Source organism: Chthoniobacterales bacterium, from assembly GCA_039930045.1.
Classification (GTDB): Bacteria; Verrucomicrobiota; Verrucomicrobiia; order Chthoniobacterales; family DASVRZ01; genus DASVRZ01.
This window is the reverse complement of the sequence record JBDSQB010000016.1, coordinates 280,021-297,356: the sequence shown is the minus strand read 5'-3', so window position 1 is coordinate 297,356 and position 17,336 is coordinate 280,021. Positions and strand designations below refer to the sequence as shown.

General features: G+C 56.1%; 17 protein-coding genes. 12 read left to right on the top strand and 5 right to left on the bottom strand.

Annotated features, from left to right (window positions below; genetic code table 11):
* The first annotated feature begins 4 nt into the window (after window positions 1-4).
* The 7 genes from hemN (at window position 5) to ABIT76_12810 (ending at window position 7,593) form a co-directional block, all read left to right on the top strand.
* Window positions 5-1,360 (top strand): oxygen-independent coproporphyrinogen III oxidase, encoded by a 1,356-nt coding sequence (gene hemN / locus ABIT76_12840; GenBank protein ID MEO7934035.1) that lies wholly within the window; start codon window positions 5-7, stop codon window positions 1,358-1,360.
* The gene (gene hemG / locus ABIT76_12835) at window positions 1,357-2,742 is read left to right on the top strand and encodes a protoporphyrinogen oxidase (protein ID MEO7934034.1); all 1,386 of its coding nucleotides are present in this window, start codon (window positions 1,357-1,359) and stop codon (window positions 2,740-2,742) included. Before hemN ends, hemG begins: the two co-directional genes overlap by 4 nt.
* Complete coding sequence (locus tag ABIT76_12830) at window positions 2,739-3,848, top strand: ferrochelatase (GenBank protein ID MEO7934033.1); 1,110 nt, start codon at window positions 2,739-2,741, stop codon at window positions 3,846-3,848. Before hemG ends, ABIT76_12830 begins: the two co-directional genes overlap by 4 nt.
* Window positions 3,849-3,872: 24 nt before the next feature.
* Window positions 3,873-4,730 (top strand): radical SAM protein, encoded by an 858-nt coding sequence (locus ABIT76_12825; GenBank protein ID MEO7934032.1) that lies wholly within the window; start codon window positions 3,873-3,875, stop codon window positions 4,728-4,730.
* 190 nt (window positions 4,731-4,920) lie between these two features.
* The gene (locus ABIT76_12820) at window positions 4,921-5,805 is read left to right on the top strand and encodes a helix-turn-helix domain-containing protein (protein MEO7934031.1); all 885 of its coding nucleotides are present in this window, start codon (window positions 4,921-4,923) and stop codon (window positions 5,803-5,805) included.
* Between the two features lie 37 nt (window positions 5,806-5,842).
* The gene (locus tag ABIT76_12815) at window positions 5,843-6,910 is read left to right on the top strand and encodes a PAS domain S-box protein (GenBank protein MEO7934030.1); all 1,068 of its coding nucleotides are present in this window, start codon (window positions 5,843-5,845) and stop codon (window positions 6,908-6,910) included.
* 2 nt (window positions 6,911-6,912) lie between these two features.
* Window positions 6,913-7,593 (top strand): response regulator transcription factor, encoded by a 681-nt coding sequence (locus tag ABIT76_12810; protein ID MEO7934029.1) that lies wholly within the window; start codon window positions 6,913-6,915, stop codon window positions 7,591-7,593.
* A 3-nt stretch (window positions 7,594-7,596) separates the two neighbouring features.
* On the opposite strand, the gene ABIT76_12805 is transcribed toward ABIT76_12810, so the two are convergent.
* Window positions 7,597-8,970: a porin gene (locus ABIT76_12805; protein MEO7934028.1), complete on the bottom strand. Its 1,374-nt coding sequence runs from the start codon at window positions 8,968-8,970 to the stop codon at window positions 7,597-7,599.
* Window positions 8,971-9,221: 251 nt separating this feature from the next.
* Here ABIT76_12805 and ABIT76_12800 point away from each other — a divergent pair, with 251 nt between their 5' ends.
* On the top strand, window positions 9,222-9,689 hold the full coding sequence (locus ABIT76_12800) for a cyclic nucleotide-binding domain-containing protein (GenBank protein ID MEO7934027.1): 468 nt from the start codon (window positions 9,222-9,224) through the stop codon (window positions 9,687-9,689).
* A 56-nt stretch (window positions 9,690-9,745) separates the two neighbouring features.
* On the opposite strand, the gene ABIT76_12795 is transcribed toward ABIT76_12800, so the two are convergent.
* The 3 genes from ABIT76_12795 to ABIT76_12785 all read right to left on the bottom strand — a co-directional run bounded on the left by ABIT76_12795 (window position 9,746) and on the right by ABIT76_12785 (window position 12,639).
* On the bottom strand, window positions 9,746-10,024 hold the full coding sequence (locus ABIT76_12795) for a hypothetical protein (protein MEO7934026.1): 279 nt from the start codon (window positions 10,022-10,024) through the stop codon (window positions 9,746-9,748).
* Window positions 10,025-10,222: 198 nt separating this feature from the next.
* Window positions 10,223-11,521, bottom strand: a complete 1,299-nt coding sequence (locus ABIT76_12790) for a hydroxyacid dehydrogenase (GenBank protein MEO7934025.1) — start codon at window positions 11,519-11,521, stop codon at window positions 10,223-10,225.
* A complete protein-coding gene (locus ABIT76_12785; protein MEO7934024.1) occupies window positions 11,410-12,639 on the bottom strand; it encodes a hypothetical protein in 1,230 nt (409 codons plus the stop codon). Before ABIT76_12785 ends, ABIT76_12790 begins: the two co-directional genes overlap by 112 nt.
* Window positions 12,640-12,720: 81 nt before the next feature.
* On the opposite strand from ABIT76_12785, the gene ABIT76_12780 reads away from it, so the two are divergent.
* From ABIT76_12780 to ptsP, 4 genes are all read left to right on the top strand, one after another.
* Entirely contained in the window at window positions 12,721-13,185 is a 465-nt protein-coding gene (locus ABIT76_12780) for a hypothetical protein (GenBank protein MEO7934023.1), read from the top strand.
* A gap of 52 nt (window positions 13,186-13,237) precedes the next feature.
* A complete protein-coding gene (gene hprK, locus ABIT76_12775) occupies window positions 13,238-14,212 on the top strand; it encodes an HPr(Ser) kinase/phosphatase (GenBank protein MEO7934022.1) in 975 nt (324 codons plus the stop codon).
* A complete protein-coding gene (locus tag ABIT76_12770; GenBank protein MEO7934021.1) occupies window positions 14,212-14,520 on the top strand; it encodes an HPr family phosphocarrier protein in 309 nt (102 codons plus the stop codon). Before hprK ends, ABIT76_12770 begins: the two co-directional genes overlap by 1 nt.
* 99 nt (window positions 14,521-14,619) lie before the next feature.
* Entirely contained in the window at window positions 14,620-16,380 is a 1,761-nt protein-coding gene (ptsP, locus tag ABIT76_12765) for a phosphoenolpyruvate--protein phosphotransferase (GenBank protein MEO7934020.1), read from the top strand.
* Here the strand turns inward: ptsP and ABIT76_12760 are convergent.
* A complete protein-coding gene (locus ABIT76_12760) occupies window positions 16,372-17,334 on the bottom strand; it encodes a glycosyltransferase family 9 protein (GenBank protein ID MEO7934019.1) in 963 nt (320 codons plus the stop codon). The genes ptsP and ABIT76_12760 overlap by 9 nt on opposite strands.
* Window positions 17,335-17,336 lie beyond the last annotated feature (2 nt).

Sequence of the window (17,336 nt, the reverse complement as noted above, 5' to 3'; positions counted from 1 at the left end):
CTCCATGCGCGTCGATCTTGATCTCATTCGCAAATACAACGTCCCGGCCCCTCGCTATACGTCGTATCCGCCAGCCACTCATTTTAAGCCGATCTCCGAAGACCTGATTCTGGAGAGACTGGATCGGCAGCAGGAAAAGCCCCGCCCCCTCTCCCTCTACTTTCATCTGCCGTTCTGCCGCGCGCTCTGTTGGTTCTGCGGCTGCACTAACATCATCACCACGCAACAGATTCAAAGCGCTCGGTATCTCGAATATCTTGAATGCGAAATAGAAATGGTGGCCCGGCGTATTCATCCGGAAAGCCAGGTTGTGCAAATCCATCTCGGCGGCGGCACTCCCACTTTCTTTTTGCCGGAGGAATTGCATGCCCTGGGCAGGATTATTCGGAAGCACTTCAAACTGGCGGCTAACTTCGAGGGCAGTGTGGAGATTGATCCGCGACAGTTGACTCCCGACCATGTGACAGCGCTGCGGGATGCGGGCTTCCGGCGGGCCTCGCTGGGAGTTCAGGATTTCGATCCCTCGGTGCAGGCGGCGATTCATCGCATTCAACCCTACGAACAGACGAGTGCGACAGTGGACTGGCTGCGCGCAGGCGGATTCGATTCGATCAATATCGACCTCATCTACGGACTGCCGTTCCAGAAACCGCAGTCATTTGAAAACACGCTCGATGCCGTGCTGACGTTGCAGCCCGATCGCCTGGCTGTTTTCAACTACGCGCACGTCCCGTGGATGAAACCCGCGCAAACTATTTTCAAAGTCCTGCCGACGCCGGAAGAGAAGATGGAAATCCTCGCGCGGACCGTCGAGAAGCTCACCAGCCACGGTCACGTTTATATTGGCATGGATCATTTTGCGCGGACCGACGATGAGCTGGCCGTGGCGCAACGCACGGGAACGCTGCAGCGAAATTTTCAGGGCTACAGCACGTGCGGACAAGTGGACATTCATGCGTTTGGTATGTCGGCCATCTCGCAAGCCAATGGCACTTACTGGCAGAATCACAAAGACCTGCCCGGTTACTATGCGGCGTTGGACGCAAATACACTCCCCGTGGTGAAAGGTTATGTCCTCACCGAAGACGATCTGCTTCGGCGTCAACTCATCAACCGGCTGATGTGCGACATGCGCCTCGATTTTTCAAACCTCCGCCGGATGCTAGGCGTCGAGGTGCGCGAATACTTTGGGAAAGAACTCGCTTCGCTGGATGACCTCGCTGCCGATGGACTGCTGGAACTCCGTGACGATGGATTGTTAGTCACACCGCTCGGACGGCTGTTAGTCCGCAACATTGCGGTGCGCTTCGACGCCTACGCGTCCGGACGGAAGAGTGCGCAATTTTCCAAAGCCATATGAAATCAATCGCTATCGTCGGAGCAGGAATCACTGGATTAACCGCTGCTTTCCGCCTGCAACAACGCGGATATGCCGTGACCGTTTATGAAGCGGGCAGCCATGTCGGCGGAATGATTAACACGATTCAGCAGGATGGATTTCTAGTCGAATGCGGACCAGGCACGATTGTGGAAACGTCCCCACAAATCGGCGCACTGGTCCGCGATCTGGGGCTTGAATCCCGCCGCTCCCATCCCGGGCCGAATGCCCAAAAAAATTACATTGTTCGTAATGGCAAACCACTGCCCATACCGCATTCGGCTTTCGACATGCTGGCGACCCGTTTGTTTTCACCGACTGCGAAATTGCGGTTGCTCGCAGAGCCATTTCTCTCCCGAGCGGTCGGCGATGAAAATCTGGCGGATTTCGTCACACGCCGACTGGGACGCGAATTCCTCGACTACGCGATCAATCCGTTCGTCGCGGGCGTCTATGCGGGGGACCCTAAACGACTTTCGGTGCGTCACGCATTTCCGAAACTGCATGCGGTCGAGCAGCGCTACGGTTCTCTCATCGTCGGAAAAATTCGCGGTGCGCGCGAGCGCCGGCGTCGCACGGAAAAATCGATTGAAACAGCGACGCGTTTTTCCTTCGACGGCGGCCTCCGGGTTTTGACCGATACATTGTCTAAGCGACTGGGAGCTTCCATCCATTTGCGGTCGCCAGTTCGGGTTCTAACTCAGACTCAGAGTGGTTGGGAAGTGGAATCGGATCACACGAACGGGCCGGTCGAGCACTCAGCCGTAGTGCTGGCAGCACCCGCTCACCAACTAGCGAAAATCGTTTGCGGGTCCCGTGAAATAGTGGAACTCGCTCCGCTGGCCGGAATCCATCATCCGCCGGTCTGCGTGGTGGCGCTGGGTTTTCGTCGCGAAGACGTGGAGCACCCTCTGGATGGATTCGGAATGTTGATCCCGGAAGTCGAAAAGAGATCGATCCTGGGCACAACTTTTTCATCCAGCCTTTTTCCGGAACGGGCACCTGAAGGGCATGTTTTACTAACCAATTTTATCGGCGGATGCCGAAACTCGCGTCTCGCGTTGCGCGATGCGGACACGCGCCGGGAAGCGACGTTGCAGGATTTGCGAGAACTTCTCGGAGTAAAAGGTCCGCCGGTTTTTGAGCATCAGGTGTTGCAACGTTATGCCATTCCGCAATATGACGTTGGCTTCGAGCGATTTCGAAAAGTGATCGACCACGCTGAGGCAGAAGCGCCGGGCCTCTATTTTGCAGGCAGTTATCGCGATGGTATTTCACTCGGAAACTCCATTGTGTCCGGTGACTGTGCCGCAGCGCGCGTCGGGATGTTTATGTCAGAAACCCAAGTTCCATCTCTATTATGAAAGGCGTTCTCCTCGTTAATCTAGGTTCACCCGATTCGACATCCGTGCGCGATGTGCGCTGCTATCTGCGCGAATTTCTCATGGATAGCCGCGTTATCGACGTGCCATGGCTGTTGCGTTTCCTGATCGTTTACGGATGCATTTTACCCTTTCGCCCGCGACATTCGGCCAGGGCTTATCGTTCCATCTGGACGCCGGAAGGATCGCCTCTCGTGGTCACCAGTCGTAACGTGCAGCATGAACTGCAAGAACTGCTGGGAATACCGGTGGCGCTCGGCATGCGTTATCAGTCGCCATCGATAGAAGGCGCGATCCTCTCGCTGCGGGCCCACGGCGTTGACGATCTACATGTCATTCCCATGTTTCCGCAATACGCGATGGCCAGCTATGAGTCCGCTGTCGAACACGTGCGGAAAATTGCCGGGCGGGGCAATCCAAAAATGCACCTCACCATCCAGCCACCGTTTTATGCGGAACCGGATTACATCAATGCCTTGGTGGCCAGCGCATCGAAGTATTTGCATGAAGACTATGATCACCTGCTTCTAACCTTTCACGGCCTGCCGGAACGACAGCTTCGCAAATCTGATCCCACGGGCTGTCATTGTCTGGCGACGAAAAGCTGCTGCGAGACGCCGAGTTTAGCCCACCGCACTTGTTATCGGGCGCAATGTCTGGCTACCGTGCGTGCGTTCGCCAGCGCGGCGCATCTGCCAGAGTCTAAATATTCCGTCTCCTATCAATCGCGTCTCGGCCGCCAGCCGTGGATGCAACCTTTCACCGATCACGAGCTGACGCGGCTGGGTGCGTCCGGGGTGAAAAAGCTGCTCGTGATGTGTCCGGCCTTTGTCGCCGATTGTCTGGAAACACTGGAGGAAATTGCCGTGCGTGGACGCGAAATTTTTCAGGAGGCTGGTGGTGAAGAGCTGACACTCATCCCCTGTCTGAACACTCATCCGGCATGGATTGACGCTCTCTCCAACATGGTGGATCGCCAATTCGGCGACCTCAAAAAATGGGACGAATCCACTGAGGAAGTGGTTGCCCGTCGCAAACGGCCAAGATTTCCAAAGAAAATGCCAACCGGCGCGGAGCAAAGAAATTAAAACACCCGATGTTAGCAATGGGAAATGATGACGCACCCCTCCAGCACATTGGCACCGACCCCGGCTCGCAATTTCCTCGGCAACCGCTTTGTCTATTGCGTCATCTCCGAATGCGCAGGCGGTTTGTCCATCGGGGTGAATATGAATCCCGACAAGCGGTGTAATTTCGACTGCGTCTATTGCGAAGTCGATCGTCGCGAACACGGGGGCGACCGTGTTGTGGATATCGCTCAGATGAGTCGCGAGCTGGAGCAGACACTGACACTAGTACGTGACGACGGTCTGCGTGCTTTGCCCGCCTACCGGCGAATTCCACCGGAACTGCTGCAACTCAAGGAAGTCGCGCTCAGCGGCGATGGCGAGCCGACACTCTGCCCCAATTTTTGCGAAGTCATCGAGGCCGTGACGCACTTTCGCTCGAAAGGACGATTTCCGGCTTTTAAGATCGTCCTGATAACGAATTGCACGGGTCTGCAGTATCCCGAGGTGCGGGCGGGCATGACGTTCCTGAATTCACACGACGAAATCTGGGCCAAGCTCGAAGCAGGCACACAGGCTTACATGGATCGCGTGAACAAACCGAATGTTACGCTGGCGCAAGTGCTCAAAAACATTGTCGCCATTGGAAAAGAACGCCCGGTGGTCATCCAAAGTTTATTCCCCCTGATTGATGGGGCAGAGCCGACAGTGGGTGAAATTGACGCGTATATCGCACGGTTGCGTGAGGTAGTGGATCGTGGTGCGAAAATCGACCGCGTTCAGATCTATTCTGCGCACCGACCGGTGTTTCGTCCCGGCTGTGCCCATTTGCCGTTGCGAAGTTTGTCGGCCATCGCACGCCGCGTGCGGGAGGAGACCGGGATTCAGGCCGAAGTTTTCTGATCCGACCGTGACTCGTTCGTATAAGGAATTTCCTTATGCCTCATCGTGAATAGACCACAACTCGCAAAGGGGACATCGCCCAATTGTTGCACGCGCCGTTTCGCATAAATTGCTTTTATGCCCAGCAAGATTAGCAAAGCCAGTCTACAACGGCACTGCGATTGCCTAGGCGTTTAACCGGAGTAAAACCATGTTTGCCAACAAAGACCTCATCGAGACGCTGTCACATTCAAAAATTTACCAGGACTACGAGCACGCTTTTACCGATGCCACTGGACTTCCGGTAACTTTGCGACCGGTCGAGTCGTGGCAGCTTCCTCATCGGACGAGGAAAAACGAAAACGCATTTTGCGCAATCATGGCGAAGCGGAATGGCTCCTGTGCCGCCTGTCTGCGGACTCAGGAACAACTTTCGCAGTCGGCTCAGGAAGAAGCCCAGACCGTCACCTGTTTTTCAGGAATGAGCGACACGGCGATCCCGGTTCGTTCGGGCGATCAGGTGATTGGGTTCTTACAAACCGGGCAGATTTTCCAGAAGAAACCGACTATCGGACAATTCAACCGCACGGCGAAACAGTTGGAAAAATGGGGAGTGGATTCCACCCAACCCGATCTGCGCCAGGCCTATTTTGCGACCCGCGTGGTCGGGGCCAAGCAATATGGCGCGGTCGTCGCTTTGCTCGGTATTTTCGCACAACATCTCGCAACGGTGAGCAATCAACTCCTAGTGCAACAGCAGAACACCGAGCCGCCGATGATCACAAGTGCAAAGAACTACATCAGCAGTCATCAGGGCGACGCCCTTTCGCTAGGTCAGGTCGCCAAGGCAGTGAACACCAGCACGTTTTATTTTTGCAAGATGTTCAAGAAAGCTACCGGGCTCAATTTCACCCATTACGTGTCGCGAGTCCGGATCGAAAAGGCGAAGAACCTTTTGTTAAATCCCAATTTGCGGGTGAGCGAAATCGCGTTCGAGGTGGGCTTCCAGTCGCTCACGCATTTCAATCGCGTGTTCAAAAATATCACCGGAGAATCGCCCACGGAATATCGTGGGGAGATTGCCGTGGCAGCGTGAGGTTGCCCGGGCTCGCAACGTCGCGTAATCTGCGCGCGTGGAAGAAACCGCCAAAATGAAAGCCGAGCGCCAACTCGCTGCAGCGGCACTGGGTGACAGCGAGGAGCGGATTCGCGGGATTGTGAACACGGCCGTCGAGGGAATCATCACCATCGACGAGCGTGGCGTCGTGCAATCGATGAACCCCGCCGCCGAGAAGCTGTTCGGCTGGAGTGCGGAGGAAATGATTGGAAAAAACGTGAGCACCCTGATGCCCTCGCCGTACCGGGAGGGACATGACGGTTACCTCAAGAATTACGAGCACACCGGCAAAGCGAAAATCATCGGTATCGGCCGCGAAGTGGTCGGTCAGCGCAAGGACGGCTCTGTGTTTCCGATGGATCTCTCGGTGGGCGAAGGGAGGCTGGCGAATGGGAAGCTGTTTACCGGCATCGTGCGAGATATTACTGAGCGCAAACGGATGGAAAAAGACATCCTCGAAATCAGCGATCGTGAACAGCAACGAATCGGGCAGGATTTGCACGATGATCTTTGCCAAAGCCTCGCGGGGATTGAATTGATGAGCGAACTGCTTCAGGAAAAACTTGCCGCCACATCGAACCCGGAGTCAGTCCAGGCCGCACGGATTGCGGAACACGTGCAACGCGCCATCGAGCAGACGCGCATGGTGGCGCGCGGGCTCTCGCCCCTGGAAACAGAAGCAACCGGATTGATGGCGGCACTTGGCGAACTGGCCGCAAATACGGAACGACTTTTTCATGTGCGCTGCTGGTTCGTAAGTGAGCAGCCAGTTAACATCGCCGAATCTGCAGCCGCAACGCACCTTTACCGAATCGCGCAGGAAGCGATTAACAATGCGATCAAACACGGCAAGGCAACTGAGATCACCATTTCGCTCAAGGAAGATGACGGACAAATCATTCTCTCAATCACCGACAACGGCGCAGGCTTTTCACCACCGCAAAAAACCAACGAAGGAATGGGGCTGAGGATCATGAAATATCGTGCCGGGGTGATCGGAGGAACCCTCGACGTGAAAGCCGCTGGCACCCAGGGAACCGTGGTCACGTGCGCCTTTCGTCAGGCTCCTTTAACCGGGATTTGACCATGTCTCTCGAACCAATAACCATTCCCAAAAAGCGCATCCTGGTGGTCGATGACCACCCGATGATGCGCGAAGGGCTGGGGAATTTAATTGGCAATCAACCGGACCTCGAAGTTTGCGGTGAGGCGGAATCTGCGGCTCAAGCGCTCGATTTAATTGCAACGTCACAACCGGACGTCGTCCTCGCAGATATCACACTCCCGGGCAAGAGTGGGCTGGAACTCGTCAAGGACATCGCCGTGATGCACCCGCACATCGCGACCCTTGTCGTCTCGATGCACGACGAAAGCGTTTACGCGGAGCGCGTGTTGCGAGCGGGCGGGCGCGGCTATGTGATGAAGAAAGAGGGCGGCAAACGTATCTTGGCCGCTATCCGCAAAGTGCTCGCAGGTGAAATTGCCGTGAGCGAACAAATGTCCGCCAAAATATTGCAGATATTTTCGGGCCGGCGCGACGATGCCCCACATTCTCCGATAGAACAACTCACCGATCGCGAGTTTGAAGTTTTCCAACTCCTCGGCAGCGGCGAAAGCACTTCCGCGATTGCCGCCAAACTGCACCTCAGCGCGAAAACCGTCGAAGTGCATCGCGTCCACATCAAAGACAAACTCGGCATCAGAACTGCGCCCGAGCTCACTTCCTACGCCGCTCGCTGGACAGCCAGCCAAAATGCGGGCGGCTGATTGTTAGAACGCTAGTTGCACACGCGTCAGAAGGGCGTTTTCGCTTTCACGATTGCCCTTTAGATCACCGCCTACAAATGAGGTGTGTTCCCAATCAAGCACGGCTTTAACATTCCGGTTTAGATACCAGTTAAGTCCAATCTCAAAAGATTTTTCCGACCGCACAGAATCCTGCTCATCGGCAAATCCCAGTCGGAACGCATCCTGATCGACATTCAACTCGCCATAACGCGCCGCGAGTTCCCACGCACCGAAGCCATCTTCTCCAAAATCTTTTTTCGGCTTCACTCCTTTAAAGGAAGCATTCTCACCGGTTAGAACGTAAGTCGCGGCGAGCTGCCACGCATCGCTCTCGATCGGTGCCGCCGTGGTCCCGTTGCGAACCTGGGACTTTGAAAGCGCATATTCGCCGAGTAACCCAAGCGGACCCCACGAGTAATAAAACTGCGGCACGATGCGATAACGGTCGCCATCGACAACGGTGCTGGCGTTGTAGTGAAAACTGATTTGCTGCGCCGGCGTTTTATATTCAGGTGGCAATCCGGTTTCTTCACCATAAGTGCCCGCAACGCCAAAGCCGAGCCCTTGCAGCGCCGCGATCTTTGTTAGCTTGAAAGGCTGAACCCAAAGTCGCCCGGCCACGTCTTTGTCGTCATTATTGTCGCTGTCGCCACTGGCTCCGTCGCGCACCCCATTGAAGATACCAACCTGATAGTTCAATACTCCGCCCATAAACTGACCGCTCAACATGGCGCCCACATCGCGAATCGGCACAATGTTAGTCGGCAATCCGCGCTCCATAAAAAGCAGATCCTTGGCCGACTGCAACATCTCCAAACCAACCGGCTCGCGGAATTTTCCAACGCGAAATTGAGCTGCCTCATAGCGCGTGTATTCAATGAAGGCATCCTGAAGGACCGCCTTGCCATCACCGAAATCGGGCATGATGAAAAAGTGAAAGTCCTTGGCCACAGTTCCTTCCAATATCGGACGCACACGGCGCATCATAAATGTGTCGATGCTTTTATGCTGATCGTCACCTTGACTAAAAAACCGTCCGTCAGCCTGAATGTATCCCCCGACGTGCACGGAAAATTTTTCGTCCCGAGACCGGATGTCAAAACCTTTTTCATCGGCCTGAACTATGGGCAGATCGGATTCGATGATTGATTTGCTAGCCGCCGCAGAAACATGCCTGGATTCCGCTTGCGCGAGTCTCTTTTCCAGTTGGGCAGTCTTCTGTTGCAGAGTCAGGAGTTGTGTTTTGAGTTCGTCAAAATCAGCTTTAGTTTGCGCGTTTCCCGCGAGGGGACTTGCCATGAACAGCAGCAGGAAAAGTGTGGCGCTGATGAGACGTGTTTTTAAGAGTGATGTCATGGTGTTCTAAGATGCTCTCCGGATCCCATGAAGTTACTGCCGTCATGGAGCCAGGACTCCACTTCATTTGTCCTTCGTCACACCCATCTTGCTGCGAAGCACTGATATCGCAGATACCGGTTTAGCTCTATCAAAGCCAGAAAATGTTTAGGTCTAAATAAATAATGGTTAGGCAGAGGGCAGACATTGGGCGAGATTACAGCCATGTCGCAGGTCGTTACCCCAAACGCACATCGCCCTAGAATTTTACCATGCAGATCCTCAACGAAATAATCTGCAACCATCCTTTTTTTGAAGGCTTTGATGAACGCTATTTATCAATGCTTTGCGAGGCGGCAACGTTGATACGTTTCGAAGCCGACCAACTACTTTTCCAAGAACACAAACCGGCGACTCACTTTTATCTCGTCCATCAAGGCCGCGTAGCCTTGGAAACGACAACGGTGGGCAGCGAGACAATTATCGTGCAAACTATAAGCGCCGGAGACGCCCTCGGCTGGTCGTGGATGTTCCCGCCTTATCGCTGGCGGTTTAGCGCTCGTGCGGTGAACGTGACGGAAGTGATCGCTGTGTCAGCATCCTTCCTCCGGTCCATGGGGAAGCTCCACCCTGAGTTTGGTTACGAGCTGACGTTGAGAGTAGCAGGCATCATGGGACAAAGGCTGCGTGCGGCCCGGCTACAGCTAGTCAATTTCCAGGCAAAAAACGCAGCTCACTAAGCAACAGATTGGGGCGATTGGCGGTTGATTTTGACCGCTCACTCTCCTACAGCCACTTAGATTAGGCTCCAGCGGTGTTTCCGCAAATCGCTCTCCAGATACGCATCCACTCCGGCGAATGCCCAGAGTGCCACGGGCAGCAGTAGGCCCATTCCCATGGTCGCGGGACTAAGCAGCACACCGGCGACGATGGCAAATGGCATGGCCAGCATCAGCACGATGCCAGCAGCATAATGCCCCTTGTAAAGCTGGCCCGCTCCGGGAACGGCGCTGAGCACAACCGCGATGACGTTGCGATCTCTGACGAGTAATTTTTCTTCGGGTAGTAATGACATGGTTAACTCCTTTGTTGTGAAATGTAACAAGCAATCAGCTTAAACGCAAAATAAGAAACGAGCGCCAGCAACACGCAGAAGAAAGGCTTTTTCAAAGCTGGTCCGCCCTATTTCCTGAAGAGGATCTAACTCAAACCAGCGATGTTACATCACGAAGCCGCCTGTCCGCAACGGCTAGAAACGCTACTCTAACCCACCTTAGGCCAGCCGTTCTATGGCTTCGAGGCTGACGGCGTGATGCAGCGGCTCGCCACGGGTCCAGCGCACGAAATCTGCAATCGCAAAGTCGGCCATGCGTTCCACTTCCCGGCCCTTTGAACCCGCAATGTGCGACGTGATAACCACGTTCGGCAGTGACCATAACTCCGCATCCGCAGACAGCGGTTCCGGTTCAGTCACATCGAGCAAGGCGGTCAAGTCGGGCCGCGCGCGCATCACCGAGATGAGGTCGTCTGAATTCACCGTTCTGCCGCGGCCGGTGTTGATGAACGTGGCATTCTCCATCATCGAAGAAAGTAGCGCGCCATCGATCATGCCGAAGGTGGAGGGAATGTCCGCCAGATGATTGGAAACGACATTTGCGCTGGAAAAAGCCGTGGAGAGATCCACTTTTTTCACGTCCTGCCGGGTGGCGTTCTCGGGAGTTAGATAGGGATCAAAGACAACGATGTTCACCTCGAAAGGCCGCAAAAGTTCGATCAGTTTCCGCCCGATCTGGCCTGCGCCTAGAAGTGCGACCGTGACACCGTGATTTCCCGGTCCAATAAACGCCTGCGCGTAATCGGATGTGGCTCGATATTCGCGGATGTTGCGGTGGTAGCCTTTGTTGGCGAGAAGTATCTGGGCAAGGGTGAATTCGGCCACTGGCACTGCGTTGGCGGATGCGCTGCTACAGACAATAATTCCGCGCTTCAGCAGGGGCAGGCCAAAGTATTTTATCGTGCCTGCCGCATAAAAAACAGCCTTCAGCGCGGGCAGTTGGTCGAGCTGCTCTTCAGTCAGGGCCAGCATCCCCCACGTCGAGAAAATCACCTCCATACCCTGAAGTTCGGGCAGACAGGCCTGCAGGTTTTCCGAGGTGACAATCGTCGGATATAACTGCGTGAGCTGGCCCAGTTTTTCAAAACGGCTGACGCCATACACCTGCTCCAGCGTTTCCCCAACGGGCCCGGTGTCACCGAAAAAAGCTGCTTTGACCACCCGTGGCGTCACTCCAAAACTCTGCTCTGCTGGAGTGCTGCTCATCATATCTTGGGCGGCGGCAGGTGAAAAAGACGTCTGATTCAAAACGGGGCTACTACTATGCAGGGAAATCGCTATTTCACCAGATGGAACAACAGTTAACCGATTAGATTGCAAGTCGGATGAAACGAGAAACGCCTCTTTTACGGGCGCGATTTCCAGAAAAGCACCGCAGGTTTTTCTTCGCGACTGACTTCGCTGAAGCCTTTCGAGCGCAGATATTGCTCGATGCCAGCGAGATGCATCGCGCCCCACGGGACCACGATCCGATTGTGCGTTTCCAAGCCTTTTTCGATTTGCCGGATGAGGTGCGTATTGCGGTTGATGAGAATATCTTCCATCGCACCGCGGACGACGCGGTCGTTTTGCAGCACGTCTTTTTTGTCCTCCATGACTTTGAGAAAACTCTCCATTTTTCCAGTTTGAGTCGATTGGTAGAGCAGCGCGACGGACTTCAAATAGTTGATCGTCTGCGGGCGAAACGTCTTCACATCCACATCGGCGCGTCGCACATCCACTTCCTGGTCGATCTCCACCGAGCCATCTTCCGCGACTTCTCCTGCGTCCTCTTTGGCGGTCATTTTGTCGAGCGTCTGGCGATATTCACCACGCTCCATTTGGGAGTTGAGTCCGAAATATTTCGCCAGCTTTTCCATTCCCAAGCCGCCGGAGAGCAGGTGATTTTCATCCGACACGCCCTCCAAAAGCACGAGCGTTTTCACGCCGTCGATTCCCCATTTGATCGTCTGATAAAAGTCCGCGTCGGCCACGTGCACCATGCCGTCCAGGGCCACAGTATGGCGATCCTTGGTGAAGCTCGATTGCGTGATATACAACCCGCTCGGGCGCAGCCGCACGTAACCGGCGGTCGCTTTTTCGATGCTCTCGACCGCGTTTCCGAGAAGGGCCGTGATCGCCAGCAACGGCAGGAGGAAAAAATTCGCCCCGGCAAAGCGGAGGAAGCGCCGCCAGGTGAATCCCTCGCGGCCCATCGCCGGATCGAGAAAACCAGGGCCACCCGCCACTGCCTGCGAGTGCCATGCGACTCCGATCAGGCTGAAAGCCATCAGCATTTGCACGCTGGCCATCCAGAGGCCGGGCTGCTTCAGGTAAAACATCGGCAGCGGAAAGCAGCCGGTGAGATTCGCCCACAAAAGGAAGAGCGCGGGCCAGCCGACGAGACGGAACGACAGCCGCCGCGTGAACGCCATGCAGACGTAAAGAATCGTTCCCTGCATCAGCGCGGAAAAGGCGATCAGCATCCGTATTTCCGAAAAAGAGCCGCTCTGAATGTGATACAACTCCGCCCAAAACGACAGCACCGCGTCGATGCAAAAGCCATAGAGAAAAAGCTGCGTGAGGAAAGGAAACATGGCCGGTAGTTTAGCGCATCCGGGCCGGGCGCAAAGCAATTGCACATCGCCAAGCCGGCAAACATTCCTAGAATGGTTCGAGTGTTCCAAAAATCAGAGGTCGTCGAAGCCATCCTCGCCGCGTTGCGGGCGGAGTTTGAGACGTATGTGACCACCTCGAAGCAGGCCCGCACCTCCGGCAACGACGCGCAGACCAAGGCCGAGGGGAAATACGACACGCGCTCGACCGAGGAAAATTATCTCGCCGACGGCATGGCGAAGCACGCGCTGGTGGCGCGCCAGGCCTTCGACGCCATCGCCGTGATTCCGGTGGTGGATTTCACCGAGACGACGCCGATCAGCCTCGGCGCTTTGATCGAACTCGCCTTTCCCACCGAGACACTCTGGTTCTTTCTCGCGCCCGCCGCCGGTGGATTGGAAGTGAGCGTGCGTGGGCAAACGATCACCGTGCTCTCGCCGGATTCGCCGCTCGGATTGCAATTAAAGGACCGCCGTCAGGGCGACAGCACATTGCAGCCGAAGACAAAAATCCTGCGCGTGCTTTAGCTGGCAATTTAGGCGTGAAAGAACGGCGCAGGCTGGTTATCGTGCTCTGCACATGGCTCCTCCCCGCAAGAAATCTCCCGTCAAAAAACCCGTGATGACCATTGCGGAGTTTTATGCCCGCCATGCCGAGATTCTCGGGTTAAAGCTGGTCGGGCCCGCCGTCGGGTTCGACCGGGAGATTCGCGAACCGACGATCAATCGACCCGGACTCGCGCTCTCGGGTTTCTTCAGTTATTTCGCCGAGAAACGCATCCAAGTGATCGGCAGTGCGGAACTGACTTACCTGAAAACGCTCGGCCCGGCGGTGATGCGCGAGCGATTTCAGAAAGTCTGCGCGCGGAACATCCCGTGCCTGGTCTTCTCGCGGGGCGCCGTGATTCCGAAGCCGTTGCTGGAGGAAGCGGTGAAGCAACAAGTGGCGGTGTTTTTGACGCCGATGGTGACGATGCGGTTCACGAATGCGGCGACGATTGCCTTGGAAATGGATTTCGCCCCGACGACTTCGGTGCACGGGAGCATGGTCGATATCATGGGCGTGGGCACGCTGGTGCGCGGGGCAAGCGGGGTGGGCAAAAGCGAGTGCGTACTGGGCCTTATTGAGCGCGGCTACAGCCTGGTGGCGGACGATGTGACGCGGTTTCGGGCCTTGGAGGGTCGCGATTTGGTGGGCACAGCGCCGGATTTGACGCGTTACCACATGGAGGTGCGAGGAATCGGGGTGATCAATGTTTCCTCGATCTTCGGCATCGGGAGCATCCGACTGGAGAAACGGCTCGATCTGGTGGTCACGCTGCAAGATTGGGACGAGCTGGAGGAGGTGGACCGGATCGGGCTGGACCAGCAATATTACGAGATTCTGGGGATTCACGTGCCGCACATTCTGATCCCGGTGAAAATGGGTCGCGACCTGGCGCGGTTGATCGAAGTGGCGGCTCTGGACCAAAAACTGAAGGGTTTGGGCCAAAATAGCGCGATGGAGTTCAATAAGCGGTTGCTAAGTTTGATGGAAAATAGGACTAATCAGTAATGGGACTCCTCAGTAGAAAGCCAACAGACACCAGCGCGAAGAAGATCACCAAGGAACTGACGATCGTAAACCGGCTCGGGATGCACGCGCGCCCAGCCGCAATGTTTGTGAAAATCGCCAATCGCCACAAAGCCGAGCTTTGGGTGGAGAAGGACGGCGAGCAAGTGAATGGCAAAAGCATCATGGGGCTGATGATGCTGGCGGCGGGACAAGGATCGAAATTGATCGTGACGGCGGATGGCTCGGATGCCGAGAAGGCGATCGGCGAGATCGAGGACCTAATTTCCCGAAAATTCGACGAGGAATAGGCCGCAGGGCGGAGTTGCAGTCGAATCAGAGTCCGTTTTTTCGACGGCGGAATTCTAGGATTGCTTTTCCAGAAGCAGACCGCTATCAGGGGTTTGACCATGAGCGACCTCGACTTTTCTCAAGAAAAAACTTTTGAGGGAATTCCTGTCGCCCCAGGCATCGCGCACGGGACGCTCTATATTCATCACTCGGATGATGAAGTGCCGCCTTGCATCGAACTGACCGAGGCCGATCTCCCGCACGAGGTGCAGCGTTTCGAGGCAGCCTTGATCGCCACCCGAGCCCAGATTATCGACATGCAGCAGCGGATCGCCGTGGCCATCGGGGCCAAGGACGCGAGTATTTTCGACGCGCATCTGCTCGTGGTCGAGGACCGGACCTTGATCGACGAAGTGCTGCGGACGCTTGAAGCGAAGAAGCTCAACGTGGAGACGATTTTCCTGAGCGTGGCGAATCGTTACTCCGACACCCTCAGCAAAATCGACGACCCGTATCTGCGCGAACGCGCCTACGACATTCACGACGTCACCCGGCGCGTGATCCGCAATCTGCTCGGGAAAACCGGCCGTCCGCTGTCCTCGGTGGATTACCCGCACATCATCGCGGCGCAAAATTTAACTCCGTCCGACACGGCGCTGCTGAACCGCGAATTTGTCCTCGGCTTCGCCACCGAGGGCGGCAGCAAGACATCGCACACGGCCATCATGGCACGGTCGCTCGACATTCCGGCGGTGGCCGGTTTGGAGAATTTCATGGGCCATCTGCACGAGGGCCAGACCATCCTGATCGACGGCTATCAGGGCTGCGTCTTCATCAATCCGACGGCGGCGACGCTGGAAAAATATGGCCGGATCGAGGTCCAGAAGGAGCAGGTCGAGGAACGCCTCAGCGAACTGCGCGAGACGCTTTCCACCACGCTCGATGGCCGCCGCATTGTCCTTTCTGCCAATATCGAATTGACCAACGACCTGCCCGCCGTGCAGGAAAGCGGCGCGGAAGGCATCGGACTCTATCGCACCGAATTTCTCTACCTCAACCGCACCGATTACCCCACCGAGGAGGAGCAATACGAGATTTACCTGAAAGTCGCCCGCGCGACATTGCCGCACTCGGTCATCATCCGCACGATGGACATTGGCGGCGATAAATTCGTCGGCAACGAACGCAAGGAACCCAACCCGTTTCTCGGCTGCCGCGCCATCCGGCTATGTCTGGAAAACGTCCCGGTTTTCAAGACACAGTTGCGCGCCATCCTCCGAGCCAGCGCCGTCGGAAACGTGCGGATCATGTATCCCATGATCTCGAGTTTGGAGGAATTGCGCAAAGCCAACGCCATCTTACTCGAATGCAAAAACGAGTTGCGCGGCGAAGGCCAGGCTTTTGGTGAAAAACTCGACGTCGGCGTGATGATCGAAGTCCCGAGCGCGGCACTTTGTGCCGATTTGCTGGCGCGCGAAGTGAGTTTCTTCTCCATCGGCACCAACGATCTCATCCAATACACCGTCGCCGTCGATCGCGTGAACGAGCAGATCGCACACCTCTACCAGCCGACGCATCCGGCAGTTTTGCGGTTGATTAAAATGGTCGTCCGCGCGGCGCATTCCGCCGGCATCTGGGTCGGCGTCTGCGGCGAAATGGCGGGTGATGTGAGTCTGACTCCGCTTTTGCTCGGACTCGGGATTGATGAATTGAGCGCCTCCGTGCCGTCGGTGCCGCGCATCAAGCGGGCGGTGCAGACGCTCAATCAAAGCGAGTGCGAGCGGCTCGCCGATCACGTACTGAACTTCGACACCGCGCAGGAAATCCTCGAGGTGGTCGAGGCTCACGCCCGCGAGCATTACGGCGAATTGCTAGGCTAGATTGGCCAGCACAAATTCCGCAATTTCGGACGGACTCGGCGCATCCATTTTCTGCACCGGACTTGGCTGGTAATCGCCCATGCGGCAGATCGCGGCGTTTTTCCAAATCCAGGCTTCGCGATTGTAAGGACCGACCAGCAGCGGGTCGCTCCAGGTGTGAATAGAGAGGAGTCGCGAGGTGATCGCCGCCGCGATATGCATGGGACCCGAATCGACGCTGACCGTAAAATCGGCGCGACGGATGAGCCAAATGAGTTCGCCCAAAGTCGTTTTACCGAGGAGATTGGTGACGTTTTCCGGCAGGTGATCCACGGTTTTCTCGCCGCCGACGAGGACGACATGATGCGGCTGCAAGTCGCGACAGAGCCGGGCGACATCGCTGCTTTCCATGGACTTCCCCTCACCGCGCGAGAAGGGATGGAGCAAAATGAAACGCTCGGGCAGATCGCCAGCAGGCCGTTTTCCCTCGGGCAAATGGAAGACGGGCGGCTCCATTTCACTCACACTCAAATGGCGGGCGAGACGGGAGTAGCGTTCGACTGCATGCAGCGGAGTGCGGGGCAGGCGAACGGTTTCGTGATAGAAAAAAGAGGCACCTTCGCGAGCGTCGGACAGGCCGATGATTTTCTTCGAGCCGAGAAAACGCGCGACCAACGCCGTGCGCAGCAAGCCTTGGAAATCCAGCGCCAGATCGGGCGTCCAGTTTCCCAGCGAGGCGAGCCAGGAAGGAATCCGCAGCCAGCCGCGTAAGCCGCGAAACTGACGACGCGGAAACTCGATGATGCGAGTTACATCAGGATTGCCTTCCAGCAGCGGTGCCCATTCGGGGTTGATTAGCCAGGCGATTTCACTTTGCGGCCAATGCGCCCGGATCGCGGCCACGGCGGGCAAGGTGTGAACCACGTCGCCGAGGGACGACGGCTTGAGAATCAGAATCCGCTGGGGATCATCCACGG